The organism is Bacillus silvicola (assembly GCF_050524305.1).
In the GTDB taxonomy this organism is placed as follows: Bacteria; Bacillota; Bacilli; order Bacillales; family Bacillaceae_G; genus Bacillus_A; species Bacillus_A cereus_AT.
In genome coordinates, this window is the sequence record NZ_JBNGVC010000013.1 from 1,485,915 (window position 1) to 1,500,827 (window position 14,913).

The window sequence follows — 14,913 nt, forward strand, 5'->3', positions numbered from 1 at the left end:
TTCTTTATGTAGCACCGTTATTTTCAATCTTTGTCGGTAAATCGATATTTCATGTCGAACCGTTGATATATTGTAATTTATGATAGATATATTCGAAAAATCATTGATATAATTTTCTCTACTCGTATTCATGAAGGGAAAATAAAAAAGGATATCACTTAGTCGGAAAATTCTACTAGGTGATACCTTTTTTGCAATTAGGATCGTGTTTGATTTAATATCGCTTGTACATATGGATCGTGTAATATTTGTTCTATAAGTGGTAGCATTCCTTGCTCGAATGGAATATCAATAGGAAATGGCTTTTGAGAGCCTGGCTTTATTCCATATTGTACGATTTTGTAATGTGTATTTTCTTCAGACTTGAGCACAATTAATTTATAGCGATTGTCATCATTTGTGAGTGAGAAGTCAATTGCGATAGCATCATATGTTATATCATCTTTATATATGTACGGTTTTGGTGTACCGACCCAGTCTACCTTAGCTTGTAAATTCATGGACGTCACCTCCTTATATGTATTATATAAAAAATAAAAGCCAGCTCTCAATAAAGAGAACCGGCTGTAATTTAGCAGTCATTGGTTATTTTAAAATTTTCACTTTAACAGTTTTGCGTCCCCATTTTTGAGCAGCGCTATCTGATCCAAGTAGAATGTCGATACGGTTACCTTTAATTGCACCGCCAGTATCACCAGCGATAGCTTCTCCATAACCTTCTACCCATACTTTAGATCCTAATGGGATTACTTTCGGGTCAACAGCGATCATTTTCATGTTTGGGTTCGCTGTTAGGTCATGACCCATTGCAGTTAATACACGGCCGCCGTATGTGCCACCGTTTTCGCTCGGATGAGCTGTATATGCTGTAGCTACAACTGTTAACTCACGACCATTAGAAGGTTCGCTAGTTTCAGCAGCTTTCACAGCAGGCTTAGTAGCCGTTTTTACTGGTGCAGGTGCTTGAGTTTTAGCTGGTGCTGCAGCTTTAGCAGGAGCAGGCGTTTCTTGTTTCTCAATAACAGGTGCTGTACCTGTTAAGAAAGGAACATGAACGTAAGCCGTTTTCCCGTTATATTCAAATTGTAACCACTCATTTTGTACTTGGTTCGTTGTTTCGATCATATCGTCTTTCTTAAGCGTTCCAAGAATTTCTGAGTTTGTGTTCGCTTCAGCACGTACATTTAATACGTTAGCTGTTACATAGTAAGAGTTCTTTGTAAACTCTGCACTTACGAATGCGTCTTTACCATCTAATTTGATTTGTGACCACCCGTTTTCTGTATTTAGAACATCTAATTTATGACCATTCTGTAATTTATCGACAACTTTTGATTCAGTAGTAGGGTTTTCTCGTACGTTTAGTACGTCTGTTGTTACAACAGTTTCTGCATTAGCAGATGCGGTGAAAATCCCAAGACCAAAAACTGCTGCTGTTGCTATACCAATTAATTTTTTCATGATAGCCTCCATTGCGTTTGTTTTCGTGTCCTCATTATAGCAACAGATTTTTTCGGATTTGGGGAAAACACACAATTACAAACCATTCGTAATAAGTCGTTAACACTTTGTAATATAGCTAGAATGAGAGGAAAGCGTTTTTCATTCTATATAATTAGTAGGTTTCTAGTTATATTCAAAATATTTAATACAACATATATTTTTCGGCGTAAATAAAAATGTTACATCGGTATTACGTAATGATTACTATACGGTTACATTCCTTGAGTATTTTACCGTTTTATGGGTAATATAGTTATATAAACATAAACATCTCGTTTGTGAAGTTATAAACACGCGCTATATACTAGCAAAAAACCGCATAATTGTTACAAGAAGAAAGGGTTGTAAAGAATAAATCCGCCCTTTTTTAAAACTGTAATACATCCTTTTTTGGGAAAATCTCTTCCCATCCGCATTTTTCTCACACAATTTGACAGTAGGATTCCAATCTCGTAGCTCTTGCAGAGTGAAAAGGTTGTACGGAAGGTAAGGCTGTCCATAAGAACTCTAATTGGTGAAGGTAAACTTGAGAGAGCCGAAAGAAAATCATCACAAAAAACTATGGTTTTCTATCCGATTTAACATATCGGAATTTATGTTATTTACAAGAAATGAAACATACGAAGGGGGATTTGATGAGGAAACTGACGAAAACATTTATTGTCTCATTAACATTATGCATTGCATTTACACTTTGGGGGATTATTCCCGAATCTATTATTAGAAAAGGTAGCTTAGGAAATGTAACGACTGCAATTCAAGCTGCGCTAGTTAGTAAGTTTGGTTGGTTCTATATTATTTCCGTTTCTATTTTCTTAGGAATTGCTATTTTCTTAATTGTTTCTAAGTACGGTTCGATTCGTTTAGGTAAAGATGATGATGAACCTGATTATAGTTATATGACATGGTTTGCTATGTTATTTAGTGCCGGCATGGGAATTGGTTTGGTTTTCTGGGGCGTTGCAGAACCGTTGAATCATTTATACACACCTCCGTTTGGAGAGGGTGCAACTGAAGAGAGTGCACGTCTTGCACTTCGTTTCTCATTTTTCCATTGGGGATTACATCCGTGGGGATTATATGCACTTGTAGCATTATGTATTGCGTATTTTACATTTAGAAAAGGAAGGGCGAGTACAATTAGTGCGACAGTGGGTCCGCTATTTAAGGGCGGTGAACATGGTCGTATTGCACATACGTTTGATGTGCTAGCTGTATTTGCGACAGTATTTGGTGTGGCAACATCATTAGGACTTGGGGCGAAGCAAATCGCAGGTGGTGTTAGTTATTTAACATCCATTCCGAACTCATTACCGACACAGTTAGTAATCATCGGAATTGTAACTGTTCTTTATATGTTATCTGCACAAACGGGACTCGATAAAGGAATTAAATATTTAAGTAATGCGAATATTATTTTAGCGTTTGCACTTATGATAATTGTATTATTTGCAGGTCCAACAAACTTTATTATGAATTACTTTACTTCAACAATTGGTTCATACATTCAAGAATTGCCAAGTATGAGTTTCCGATTAAGTCCATTAAATGAAGGTGGAAATCAATGGATTCAGTCATGGACAATTTTCTACTGGGCATGGTGGATTGCATGGTCACCATTCGTAGGAACGTTTATTGCTCGTGTGTCACGCGGACGTACAATTCGTGAGTTTGTAGTTGGTGTGTTACTTGTACCAACAGTAATCGGTGCACTCTGGTTCTCAGTTTTTGGAGGAACGGGTATTCATATGGAGCTATTTGATGGTGCGAATATATATGGACAAATTAAAGAGATGGGCACAGAAGTAGGATTGTTTGCTATGTTAGACCATATGGGTGGCATGGGACCGGCATTATGTGTTCTAGCTATTTTACTTATTTCAACATTCTTTATTACATCAGCAGATTCTGCTACGTTTGTTCTAGCGATGTTAACGACACATGGTAGTTTAAACCCACCAAATCGCATTAAAATGGTTTGGGGCATTGTTCTAGCGGCATTAGCGTCGATCTTATTGTATGTTGGTGGATTAGAGGCGCTGCAAACTGCGTCAATTATTGCGGCATTCCCATTTGTATTTGTTATTTTCTTTATGATTGCAGCACTATTTAAAGAGTTGCAAAAAGAAGGGCGTCTGAAGCAACATAAATAATAGAAGGAAAGGGGCTGATTTTATATCAGCTCCTTTTTAATGCACCTATTAGGAAAAGGGTGATATCAGTAGTTCGAAAAGGAAAATCGATATGTTTCGACAATATTCGATATTATGCAAATTATGTTCATATTTTTGACAAAAATATGTCGGAAATGTGTTGTCACTTTTATGTATATATGCTATATTATTTCCTGTAAGCGATTTCAAATAGTTTTAAATCGCATTCAAGGGGGACATCTAGAATAATGAAACGTTACGAAAGAAAGTGGAAGCATATTTGTTTGAAACGTGTGGCACATCGCAATGTCCAAGAAAGCACGGAACCTAAGACTGAAACGCGCAAAGAGCAGCAAGAAAAGCAACTGGTTCTACAAAAATAGCAATCACTTTTTCGTATATAAATGAAGGTCGATCGTTCGTTGGGGGATGGACGTGAAATTACTTTCAGCTAAGGGGTATTGTCTGATATATAGTATTACGGTAAAAAAATAAGCACAGAGCTTACGGCGCTCTGTGCTTATTTTTTATTCCGTAAAAGCCCGATTGATGAGGGATAATAATCAGTGGGAAATGAATAACCCCACTGATTAAAGTTTCACTTTATTTTTCCTTTTTAAATCGTACTGTTTTATCCCAGCCAATTACTTGTTTCTTGCTCTTTGCACGTAAGTAAAGAATGAGACTGCGAATAAACAAATACGTAAAGAGCTGTGCGTACGTAAAGTACATAATGACGCTTATGAAAATGTTGGTTGGTGTAAAGGTTCGTTCGACGCTCTGGGCACTAAATAATTGAGAAACATATGTAATATATGCGACATACCACATAAATAGTAATGGAATGCTGTATTGAATTTGGAATATCCCGAGCAGTCCAATTACAAACCAAACGTTTGAAATGATTAAGAATAGCCAAAATACGACATATACTAAAACTTGCTGTAAGGAATGGACGAGTAGTTTTCCTTTAAAGAAGCTTAGCGAAGAAAACATTTTTTCTAAAATATATAAGTTTCCTTGAAGCCAACGTGTACGCTGTTTAATAAGAATTTTTAAATGTTCAGGTTCTTGTTCCCATGTAATCGATTCCGGGGCGATTGGTAAGAGATAGCCTTTTTGGGTAATTCTCAATGTTAATTCGGCATCCTCTGCAATTGCATAAGGATCATAGCCGCCAAGTTCTTCTAATGCGGAACGACGAAGAAGCATGTTTGTTCCGGTCAGTGAGCCTGTTTGGAATAATAGCCAGCGTCCAGATTGCATAAGGAGCTGGAAAATCTGAAATTCTAATGAAATCATTCGTGTAAGCCAATTTCTCTTTTCATTTACTGTACGAACGTGTCCAACTGCTCCAACAGCATCTTGGATGGTTTCAGCATGTTCTACGAGCATTCGCAGTGCATGTGGTTCAGGTTGATTATCTGCATCGTAAACACAGAAATATTCACCATCTGAAATGCTAAGACCGTAGTTTAATACACGCGATTTTCCTTTTGGTTCGCCAGGTGGTACACGAATGTGATGAATATGAGCATAAGCTTTGTCGAAATCATCGCCAATTTCAGGTGTTTCATCTTGAGAGTTATCGTTTAATAAATAAACGTTTAATTTGCCTGGGTATTCAATCTTTGCCATTGCTTCTAATGTATCTTTAATAACAACCCCTTCATTATGGGCAGGTATTAAAATATCTACACTTGGATAATGTTCTAGCGTACGATCTTTTCGTTTCCTATTCCGATGAACTAAGCCTGCGAGTGTTAAGAGAGAGTAGTAAACGAGTAGGCCAGAAAATAGAAAGGCAGTAAAAATAAGTACATATTTAATTGAAAATATGATACTAATCCAAAAAACGAGTACGCAGAACAGAAGGAATAAAAGGAGTATAACGAGTGTCATCATAATAATGTCGGTCCTTTTTGTCCAATTTGCTCTCGTGAAATTTTTATATCTTGGATTGCTTCAACTGCAAACCATTGCTCCATTTTTGGTTGTAGGCGGTTCATTACAAGATTAGCGCCTGCATCATTTGTGTTTTGCAGTAGAATGACCAGTGTATTGCTATCGTATTCAGCAGCAAGGTCAAAGTTAGCTCTTACTGTATCAACTAATAATGAAGCTACACGATCCATGACGCTTTCCTTTGTATATTTACTAAAGGAAGTGAAATCAAAGAAAATAATAATGCCTGTTTCATTGCGACGATTCATCGCAGTCCTTAATAATGCTTGTCGTCTTTCGAATTCTTGTCTTGTTAATAGTTTGGATTCTCCGATGTATTGCTCCAACACTCGCACTTGTTCAGTTAACTCTCTATTTTTAAGGATAACCTTTTTTAATAAGTGGGTTGAAATATAAACAAGGAAGAAGTTAGCTACCATCAGGAAGTGAGTAATGATATATTCCCATTGATCTGATGTACTCCATAAGTGAAGCCACGCTTCATAAAATAAATAGAATACTGAAATAATGGTTCCCAGTATAAAGAAAATAAATGCTGTTTTATCAGCTAAAAATAGGAATAGTACATTTATGATGACATATATAATTGTAAATATGAGCGCGTGCTCATATTTCGTCACATGTACAGTAGTAAAATAAAATAAAATTTGTAAAATCCACATAGAGAGGACTTTATAGGACTTATCTTTCACGAAACGTTCCTCCTTAAAGCTAATTCGTGCTGGATATTTGTAGTATGCACAATTATTAAGAAATGGATCGTGTAGCTGGAAGTCTTTTTTTAGCGTGCGATATCAAATAGTATCCCTTTTGTTGTTTGTTGCAAGAAAAAATAAACAGACATACTAATTGTTGTAACATATCATCTAGATATCTAGACATTTAGTGTTTGGTATATACGAAAATTATATTTATAGTATACAAAAAAGTCTCCTCTTTTAAAGAGGAGACTTTACATTAATTTATAGGAACATCATACCTGCAACTGCTGCATTTAAGAAGTTCGCTAGTGTACCAGCGATAACTGCTTTAATCCCTAATTGTGCAATTTGTTTACGGCGAGTAGGAGCTAATGTTCCTGTTACACCTAACTGAATTGCGATAGAAGAGAAGTTTGCGAATCCACAGATTGCGAATGTTAAAATTAAGTTTGTTTTTGCAGAGAACTCTGCCATGTGTGGTCCTAAATTTGCGTATGCAACGAATTCGTTGATTGCAAGTTTTTGTCCGATAAAGCTTGCTGCTTGTACAGCTTCACCAGGAGAAACCCCGATTAAGATTGCAAATGGTGATAGTAAGTAACCGAAGATTAAATCAAGGCTAAGTTTAATATGGAACAGAGAGCCAATTAATCCTAATAGACCATTTAATAAAGCGATTAATGCGATGAAAGCCATTAACATTGCTGCTACGTTAATAACAAGTTGCATTCCTTCAGACGCACCACGTGCTGCTGCATCGATAACGTTTGCGTCTTCACGTTCTGTAGAAAGTTCAACATTATTATCCACTTTTTCTGTTTCTGGCATAATTAGTTTCGCAATTAATAAACTTGATGGAGCTGCCATAATTGCTGCTGCTAATAAGTGTTCTAACGGAATCCCCATTGCTGCATAGCCGACAAGAACTGATCCGGCAACGGCTGTCATACCGCTTACCATAATAGTAAAGAATTCACTATTTGTTAAACGTGCTAAGTAAGGTTTAATTAAGATTGGAGCTTCAGTTTGTCCTAAAAATACAGTTGTTACAGAGTTTAAACTTTCTGCTTTCGAAGTTCCAAGAAGTTTACTTAATGCGCCACCAACGACACTGACAAACTTTTGCATAATACCGAAATGATATAAGATTGCAACTAATGAACTAATAAATACGATTGGAAGTAGTGCTTGAATGAAGAAAACAAATCCCCAAGGGCCTTTTGCGTTGACTAAATCCCCAGCAACGAACTTAATTCCCTCGTAAGAAAAATTAATTAATCCTTGAACGCCATCTGCAGCGTATTTTAAACCTGCTTTTCCGGCATCCCATCGTAATACGATAAATGAAAATGACATTTGTAATGCTAGCGCGATTAAAATTGTGCGCCAATTAATAGCTTTGCGGTTGGAAGATAATAAGAAAGCGATTGCTAATACTCCAATCACGCCGCCAATTCCCCATAAAACATTCATGCAGTGTATGCTCCTTCCTCATAGTAAAAAAGTGTATAAACCAGTTGTCTATACTTTTGCGAATATAACATCTTAAGTAACTTATCATAATGGACATCGGAGGTCAAACGTCTAACGAAAAGTTTAAATAAAAAGAAAATTCTTTGAAAAAACACATATAAAATGAATCGACATGAAATAGGTTATGTTTTTTGTTGAAATATATTCATTGTGATAACATTTTGGACAATTTTTATAGAGTATGGTGTACGAAATAGGAGAATGAACGCATAATTTTTTCGTGAGAAAGAGAATAAGAGGGATTCATATATTGAAACCTTAAAAAAAGAGGCTTCTAGTAAACTAGAAGCCTCTGAAACTATCACTTAAGGTGCTTTCGTATACCCTAAGAAATGGCTTTTCCAATAAGAGTTGCTTAATGAAGCGATTGCTACACCTTTATCTCCAGCTTGGATAAACGATCCACCTCCAAGGTAAATACCCATGTGAGAAGGACCTGCTTTATAAGTATTTTGGAAATAAATTAAGTCGCCTGGCTGTGGACTTGAAGTTTTTGGTAAGCTACTCCAATATCCTGCAACACTTTGGCGGCTAATGTTATGGCCAAATTTCTTAAATACGTGGTAGATGTAACCACTGCAGTCGACACCATTAGCAGAAGAACCGCCCCAAACGTATGGCACGCCTTGCATAGATTTCGCGTATGCAAGTATAGAAGAACTGTCACCGCTATTATTGCTTGTATTGTTATTGTTGTCGTTGTTGTTGTTGTTGTTGTTGTTTTGATTTTCATTAGGCTTATTATCTACTGCGCCCCCAACTGGTGTTTTAGATAGGAAACGTGTTCCGATGTAACCAGTTTGACCATTGTAGTTAATTTTGCTCCATCCAGAGTTTTCAGAGATTACTTGAACCTTCTGTCCTTGTGGAAGTGCGCCTATGATTCTATAATTTGTACCTTCGCCGCTACGTACATTTAGTGCAGAAGCATTAATGTAGTAATCGCCAATTGCACCTTGGTTAGGTTGCTCAGGTTGTTCAGGAGTAGTAGTGCCACCTTTAACGAATTTTACGAATTCGCTGCTAACGTAGCCTGTTTTTCCCTGATAATTAACTTTAAACCAGCTACCTTCAGATCCAACTACGTTTAATTTCGTACCATTTAATACGCCACCAATTACGCTATGGTAAGTAGCAGGGCCCGTACGAACACGTAGTGATGTTGCGTTAACGACGTAAGTGCCACCAGTTTGAACAGTTACATTATTGTTTTGTTCCTGGTTGTTACCTTGCGTGGCGTTTTCGTTAGAACCGCCTTTTGTTACGTAGTCTTTGCTTAAGTAAGCTGTTTGTCCCGCATAATTGATTTTGAACCAATCTTGAACTTCGCCTACAACTTGTACTACTTGTCCTTTTTTCACAGAACCTATAGTTGTATGAGAAGTGCTAGGACCTGTACGAACGCGAAGGGAAGATACGTTTACTGTATAATTTCCGCTTGCTGGCTGTACATTTGTTTGGTCGTTATTGTTTGTAGAGCCCCCATTTGAAGAAACGCCAGATACAAATTCGTCACTCACATAACCTACTTGTCCGTTATGTTTGATTTTTACCCAGCCATTTTCTTGACCGATAACGTTTAAAGTTTGTCCTTCATACACACGGCCTGAAATAGCACTAGAAGTGTTAGGAGCTGTGCGAACACGTAATACATCAGCAGTAACTTTATTGTTTCCACCTGTACTTACATTGTTATTTGTTGTTGCTCCATTTTTTGATACAAATTCACCACTCACATAACCTGTTTTCCCATTTAGGTTAATTTTGAACCAACCATTTTCTTCGCCAATCACGTTTAATGATTGACCGTTATAAACACGAGAGATAATGTCATGAGAAGTGCTAGATCCTGCACGAACATGTAATACGTCAGCAGTTACCTTATAAGATGAGTTGTTTGATGCGGAAGCTTGGACAGTTTGTGTAGCAGCTTTTTGTGTGTTTTGTTCTGGGGCAGCTTGAACGCTATCAAGTGTAGGTGCTGCTCCTCCTGCTACAGACACTGCCGCAAGACCGGCAAGGTATTTTTTCATAATTTGTCGATTCCTTTCTGTCTGTAATGTAGTGAAGAAATATTTACCAACTGTTAAAAATTCTAAAGAGCATGTCGATTACTGTCAAGACTTATGCGGGAATCTGAATATGACAAAAAGATTACAAGAAAAAATCAAGGTATAAATCTACACCTTGATTTTTATTTAAATACATATGTTGGATGTGGAGAGAATAGAAATTATTCGTGTTTAAGAAGATGACATGTTGGATTGTAACAAGCTTTGAGAAAAGGATTTTTGTAGCATTTTTGTGATAGGGCCAACTTGACCATCTTGAATTGCAGTTCCATCAAGGTGGGTCATCGGTAAAATTTCAATAGTCGTTCCCGTAAAGAAGCATTCATCTGCTTGATACACATCGCGAATGCTGAACAGTTCTTCTTGTACAGGAATACGAAGGGTTTTCGCTAAGGAAAGGACATATTGACGAATAATGCCATTTAAAATAAGGTGATTGGCTGGATGTGTGTAAAGAGTTCCATTTTTTATGAGAAAGAAATTAGAACAGCTCCCCTCAGTTACAGTACCGTTTCGTACGAAAAGAGCTTCTTTACAACCTTTGCGTTCAGCTTTTGTAGCAGCTAATACATTGGGTAATAAATTTAAAGATTTGATATCACAGCGTAGCCAGCGCGTATCTGGTTCTGATATAGCACGTACACCATATTCAATCCATAAAGCTGGTCTTTCCTTCTTTGTAATATAGGCATAGATTGTCGGAGGGATGTCATATGAGAATGCATGGGTACGAGCTTGTACACCACGAGATACTTGCAAATAAATAGTACCATCTTCGTGGAAATTATTACTTTCAATTAGTTTGTAAAGTAGGATAATAAGCTCTGCTTTTGAGAAAGGAAGTGATAATTCTATTTCTTCCATGGAGCGATATAACCTTGTGATATGCGGATCTAATAAGTGAAAGTTCCCTTTATATAGGCGAATAACCTCATAGACACCATCTCCAAACTGCAAGCCTCTTTCTTCAAGTTCTATGTACGCGCTATGTTTTGTTGTATCAATAACTGCATCATTCCATAGTACAAATTTTTCGTATGCCAATTTTCGTCCCATCCTTTCGTTAGTACATGAATAAAAAGCACTCTAGTTATTTTTATGTGAGCAATTCTCTTCATATGACGTATATGTATTTGAAAATTATAGAGAAGTAGTGGTGATTTATAGCATTTTGTATATACAAATTCGAAAATGAGAAATAAGAATCCTGCTTTTTGAAATAAAAAAAGCAACATTCGTATTGAATGCTGCACAAGGAGGGTAGCTATCTTTCGTAGGGACATCGTCTTATTAAAAGTTTTAGTAAGACAATTATAAGAAAGTTGAAAACAAATGGTGCACATATTTCTCTAAGGGATCTTATCACAGATGAGAGATAAGAAATATGTGAAACCTCGTTTGCATATTTTATTATAAAGATACTTCATTAATGTAGTGTAAATATTCGGTGAAGGTTATGTAATTTTAAAGTTAATGAATAGGAGAGGAAGGATAGTAGAAAATAAAAAAAGAGGCTGAGATTACTCAGCGCTCTTCTTTTCTTCTTTAATAGCTGTCTTTACTTCACCAGTTTTGATCTTGTTACTTTCAGAGAAGCGAAGTAAGTCACCTTCAATGATTTTGTCAGACATGTTCAATTCATTTTGGGCACGATCAATAAGTGGTTGAGATTCTTCTTTCGGCAATTGTACAACTTCGCCAGTGTTACGGTCGTAGAATGTACTGTTCGTGTACATGTACTTATCTGTAACGAAGCTACCGTCACGAAGAACAACGAATCCTTTATTATCAGGTGAGAATACATCATGACCGAATTGAATTTGATTCGTAGAATCTACACCAAGTAAGTTTAGAATTGTTGGTTTAATGTCAATTTCACCAGTTGGTTTTGAAATTGTTTTACCTTCTTTTTGACCTGGAACGTGAATAAACATCGGTGTTTTTTGTAAGTTCATATGGTCAAATGTAGTGATTTCTTCTTTTCCTAAGAACTGTGCCATTGCACGGTTATGGTTTTCAGAAATACCATAGTGATCACCGTAGAATACGATCACAGAGTTGTCGTAGATGCCTTCAGCTTTTAGACGCTCAATAAAGTGTTTCATTGCTTCGTCTAAATAGCGAGCAGTTACCATGTAACGGTCAAATACGCCATCACCAGAATTGTATTCATCGATTAATTTCGTACTGTCATCATAAGTGAATGGGTAATGGTTTGTTAAAGTAAGGAAGCGAGTATAGAACGGTTGCTTCACTTCTTTTAACATATCGACAGACTGATCAAAGTATTCGATATCTTTTAGTCCCCAGTTTAGTTTTGTTTCTGGCGTAATCTTGTAGTCAAGTTCGTTGTAGTAACGATCATAACCAAGTGCCGGATACATAATGTTACGGTTCCAGAATGTTGCGTTGTTTGCGTGGAATACTGATGTGTGATACCCTTGCTGACGCAAAATCTCTGGAGTTGCTGTATATTCGTTGTTACCGTGTGTGAAGAATACAGCACCACGGTCTAGTGGATATAATGAAGTATCTACTAAGAATTCAGCATCAGATGTTTTACCTTGACCAGTTTGATGGTAGAAGTTATCGAAGTAATAACTTTCTTTCGCAAATTGGTTTAAGAATGGTGTAACTTCTTGTCCGTTAACTTGCGCACCAATTAAGAATGTTTGTAATGATTCAAGAGAGACAACAATTACGTTTTTCCCTTTTGCAGTACCAAACATATTTGGATCTGGTTTACTTTGTGTTGTTTTCACATAGTTTTCTGCTTCTTGCAATTTACTACTATCAGCAAACGCTTTTTGTGAACTTGATTTTGCTTGTAAGCCAAGATCGTATGCTTGGTGTACATATAATCCTAAGTTTTTAACAAGCATAACGCGATCGAATGAACGTGTTAATAGTTCTGGACGCTCAGCTTCTGCAAATCCTAGGTTTACGAAGAAAATAGCAATTGTTGACACGAAGTATAGGGAACGCATCGGACGTGCTACACGCTCTGTCGGTGCAAAATTTTTCTTCTTCTTCAATAGAACGAAGAATACGATAATATCCGCAAATGCAAGGATGATTTTGAAGTTAAATAATTCTTTCACACTAGAACCTAAACTTCCGAAATTAGATGTTTGTCCTAGTACTGGTAAAGTAACGAAGTCATTGTAGAATCCGTAGAACATTACGTTACCAACAAGGATAAACGTTAAGATAAAGTTGATTCCTAGTGCTATATAGTTACGTTTTTTCCCTTTTGCAAATAATGCAAGACCCACAAACAGTAATGATGCTGCTAATGGACTAATGAATAAAATGAATTCTTGCATAAAAGATTCAAGTTTTAAATCGAAGCTAGTGCGTGTAATAATGTAGGTTTTTAGCCATACGGCCAAAGCTACGAATAAAGTGAAACGCACATTTTGAAATTGTGATTTCATGGTTTCTTTCATTCATTTCCACCCTTTCTCTATCAGGCTTGGTCGATTTTGGAGCGAAAAATGTTAAAATAAAAAATACATAGTTTTCTTGGCCATAATTAGAGTTTCTATATTCACCCATATACGACTTTAACTATGCATACCCTTTTTGGTTTCTTGTGCTGCTCATAAGCATAACGTCATTTCTGTATTATACAACAAAATTCATTTCTGAGAAACACTATAACATTTTACATTTTTTGTATGTTATTTGTCACTACCAGAGAAAACTTTAACATTCGTTTATATGCTCGTCAACTAGAAAATATAATAAATATAGAAAAGAATGTTAGGTGGAATCGAAAATTTTAAGGTTGAGAAATATGAAATGCAAAGCTTAAATTGGCTTTCTAGAAAACTATTATATGAAGGGAAATACGAGAAAATAAACGAACACTTGTTCTTTTTAGGTTTGTTTGTTACAATGAAATTTATTGATAAATTTTGTGTAATTTTGATGAACTTTTACTGATAACATAAAGTAGCTTATTTCTTTTGAAAATAGGGAGGCTTTTAAATGAAACAAAAATTTTCAGTGGAGGCGTTTTGGAAGAAAATAAAACATGTTGCAAAGCAAGCTGGTCAGTCTGTAATTTATGTGAGTTTATTGTTGTTTTACGTTTTGCAAAGACCGGATGTTCCAAAACGAGTGAAAATTATTGTAATTGGAGCACTTGCTTATTTTATTGCACCGATTGATGCAATCCCAGATTTCATTGCGGGAATTGGTTATACGGATGATTTAGGTGCGTTAACGGCCGCACTATTACAAGTATCGTTATACGTAAATGAAGATGTGAAAGATAAGGCACGAGTGAAGTTGGCAGAATGGTTTGATTCGGAGATAGACACATCATTTATCGATCAAAAATTAGATCAATAGGTGAGAACTGTCATATGGTGACAGGGCGAACGTAAGCGAGGAAGTGCATTATGCCATCAGGAAAAACGCATACGAAAATAAACTTAATATCTCTTCCAGTTGTTTTGTTTATGCTCTTTTCGTATGGATTAACAAATTTTGATTTTTTATTAACTTTTGCAATTGGCTTTTTAGTAGGTACTTCATTTTTAACACCGGATTTAGATACGTATAGTAATGCGTATAATAAATGGGGATTCCTCCGCATTTTTTGGTATCCATATAGGAGCGTAATGCCCCATCGTTCCTTCTTCACACATACGATTATAATTGGTGATATTATTCGTATTGCATACATGTTAATCGTGTTTTCTCCGTTTTTATTCCTATTAAATGTAATCGCATTCGATGGAAATTTAATAGAAATTGCGAAGAAACATGAGGTTGAAATTGTAACGTTCGTAATGGGCATTGTAGTGGCGAGTACGCTCCACATTATAGCGGATAAAGTGAACACACGCCGAAAGAAAATGATGAGAAAAAAGAAGAAACGAAGAAGATAAAGAAACCGTCCCAAAAGGTATTTTGGGACGGTTTCTTCTTATTAATAGGTAGGTTATGCTTGTCGCATCGCCGATAAAATTTCAT

Annotated in this window: 12 protein-coding genes; 4 read left to right on the top strand and 8 right to left on the bottom strand. The window is 36.3% G+C overall.

Annotation, left to right across the window (positions count from 1 at the left end):
* Window positions 1-197: 197 nt before the first annotated feature.
* Together ACP6L7_RS29755 and ACP6L7_RS29760 are read right to left on the bottom strand one after the other, a co-directional pair.
* The gene (locus ACP6L7_RS29755) at window positions 198-500 is read right to left on the bottom strand and encodes a DUF3910 family protein (RefSeq protein WP_430529584.1); all 303 of its coding nucleotides are present in this window, start codon (window positions 498-500) and stop codon (window positions 198-200) included.
* An 85-nt stretch (window positions 501-585) separates the two neighbouring features.
* Entirely contained in the window at window positions 586-1,461 is an 876-nt protein-coding gene (locus ACP6L7_RS29760; RefSeq protein WP_430529585.1) for a cell wall-binding protein EntA, read from the bottom strand.
* 677 nt (window positions 1,462-2,138) lie between these two features.
* Between ACP6L7_RS29760 and opuD the strand changes: the two genes are divergently transcribed.
* Together opuD and ACP6L7_RS29770 are read left to right on the top strand one after the other, a co-directional pair.
* A complete protein-coding gene (gene opuD / locus ACP6L7_RS29765) occupies window positions 2,139-3,656 on the top strand; it encodes a glycine betaine transporter OpuD (RefSeq protein ID WP_430529586.1) in 1,518 nt (505 codons plus the stop codon).
* A gap of 248 nt (window positions 3,657-3,904) precedes the next feature.
* On the top strand, window positions 3,905-4,039 hold the full coding sequence (locus tag ACP6L7_RS29770) for a hypothetical protein (RefSeq protein ID WP_000833065.1): 135 nt from the start codon (window positions 3,905-3,907) through the stop codon (window positions 4,037-4,039).
* 220 nt (window positions 4,040-4,259) lie between these two features.
* Here the strand turns inward: ACP6L7_RS29770 and ACP6L7_RS29775 are convergent, their stop codons facing one another.
* The 6 genes from ACP6L7_RS29775 to ACP6L7_RS29800 form a co-directional block, all read right to left on the bottom strand.
* Complete coding sequence (locus ACP6L7_RS29775) at window positions 4,260-5,561, bottom strand: glycosyltransferase family 2 protein (RefSeq protein WP_430529587.1); 1,302 nt, start codon at window positions 5,559-5,561, stop codon at window positions 4,260-4,262.
* Window positions 5,558-6,313: a dGTP triphosphohydrolase gene (locus ACP6L7_RS29780; RefSeq protein WP_430529588.1), complete on the bottom strand. Its 756-nt coding sequence runs from the start codon at window positions 6,311-6,313 to the stop codon at window positions 5,558-5,560. Before ACP6L7_RS29780 ends, ACP6L7_RS29775 begins: the two co-directional genes overlap by 4 nt.
* 270 nt (window positions 6,314-6,583) lie before the next feature.
* Window positions 6,584-7,795: a NupC/NupG family nucleoside CNT transporter gene (locus ACP6L7_RS29785; protein ID WP_430529589.1), complete on the bottom strand. Its 1,212-nt coding sequence runs from the start codon at window positions 7,793-7,795 to the stop codon at window positions 6,584-6,586.
* A gap of 365 nt (window positions 7,796-8,160) precedes the next feature.
* Window positions 8,161-9,888, bottom strand: a complete 1,728-nt coding sequence (locus tag ACP6L7_RS29790) for a C40 family peptidase (protein WP_430529590.1) — start codon at window positions 9,886-9,888, stop codon at window positions 8,161-8,163.
* Between the two features lie 210 nt (window positions 9,889-10,098).
* Window positions 10,099-10,983 carry a D-amino-acid transaminase gene (locus ACP6L7_RS29795; protein ID WP_430529591.1) on the bottom strand — a complete coding sequence of 295 codons (885 nt, stop codon included), beginning with the start codon at window positions 10,981-10,983 and terminating at the stop codon, window positions 10,099-10,101.
* A 464-nt stretch (window positions 10,984-11,447) separates the two neighbouring features.
* Window positions 11,448-13,376, bottom strand: coding sequence for an LTA synthase family protein (locus tag ACP6L7_RS29800; protein ID WP_430529592.1), 1,929 nt, complete (start codon window positions 13,374-13,376; stop codon window positions 11,448-11,450).
* Window positions 13,377-13,920: 544 nt separating this feature from the next.
* Between ACP6L7_RS29800 and ACP6L7_RS29805 the strand changes: the two genes are divergently transcribed.
* Window positions 13,921-14,286 carry a YkvA family protein gene (locus ACP6L7_RS29805; protein WP_097832398.1) on the top strand — a complete coding sequence of 122 codons (366 nt, stop codon included), beginning with the start codon at window positions 13,921-13,923 and terminating at the stop codon, window positions 14,284-14,286.
* 50 nt (window positions 14,287-14,336) lie between these two features.
* A complete protein-coding gene (locus ACP6L7_RS29810; RefSeq protein WP_430529593.1) occupies window positions 14,337-14,828 on the top strand; it encodes a metal-binding protein in 492 nt (163 codons plus the stop codon).
* Window positions 14,829-14,913: the final 85 nt, after the last annotated feature.

Bases quoted from the DNA above. Each gene is read 5' to 3' on its own strand.
- ACP6L7_RS29755 (WP_430529584.1), bottom strand. From the start codon at position 500: ATGAATTTACAAGCTAAGGTAGACTGGGTCGGTACACCAAAACCGTAC.
- ACP6L7_RS29760 (WP_430529585.1), bottom strand. From the start codon at position 1,461: ATGAAAAAATTAATTGGTATAGCAACAGCAGCAGTTTTTGGTCTTGGG.
- opuD (WP_430529586.1), top strand. From the start codon at position 2,139: ATGAGGAAACTGACGAAAACATTTATTGTCTCATTAACATTATGCATT.
- ACP6L7_RS29770 (WP_000833065.1), top strand. From the start codon at position 3,905: ATGAAACGTTACGAAAGAAAGTGGAAGCATATTTGTTTGAAACGTGTG.
- ACP6L7_RS29775 (WP_430529587.1), bottom strand. From the start codon at position 5,561: ATGATGACACTCGTTATACTCCTTTTATTCCTTCTGTTCTGCGTACTC.
- ACP6L7_RS29785 (WP_430529589.1), bottom strand. From the start codon at position 7,795: ATGAATGTTTTATGGGGAATTGGCGGCGTGATTGGAGTATTAGCAATC.
- ACP6L7_RS29790 (WP_430529590.1), bottom strand. From the start codon at position 9,888: ATGAAAAAATACCTTGCCGGTCTTGCGGCAGTGTCTGTAGCAGGAGGA.
- ACP6L7_RS29795 (WP_430529591.1), bottom strand. From the start codon at position 10,983: ATGGGACGAAAATTGGCATACGAAAAATTTGTACTATGGAATGATGCA.
- ACP6L7_RS29800 (WP_430529592.1), bottom strand. From the start codon at position 13,376: ATGAAAGAAACCATGAAATCACAATTTCAAAATGTGCGTTTCACTTTA.
- ACP6L7_RS29805 (WP_097832398.1), top strand. From the start codon at position 13,921: ATGAAACAAAAATTTTCAGTGGAGGCGTTTTGGAAGAAAATAAAACAT.
- ACP6L7_RS29810 (WP_430529593.1), top strand. From the start codon at position 14,337: ATGCCATCAGGAAAAACGCATACGAAAATAAACTTAATATCTCTTCCA.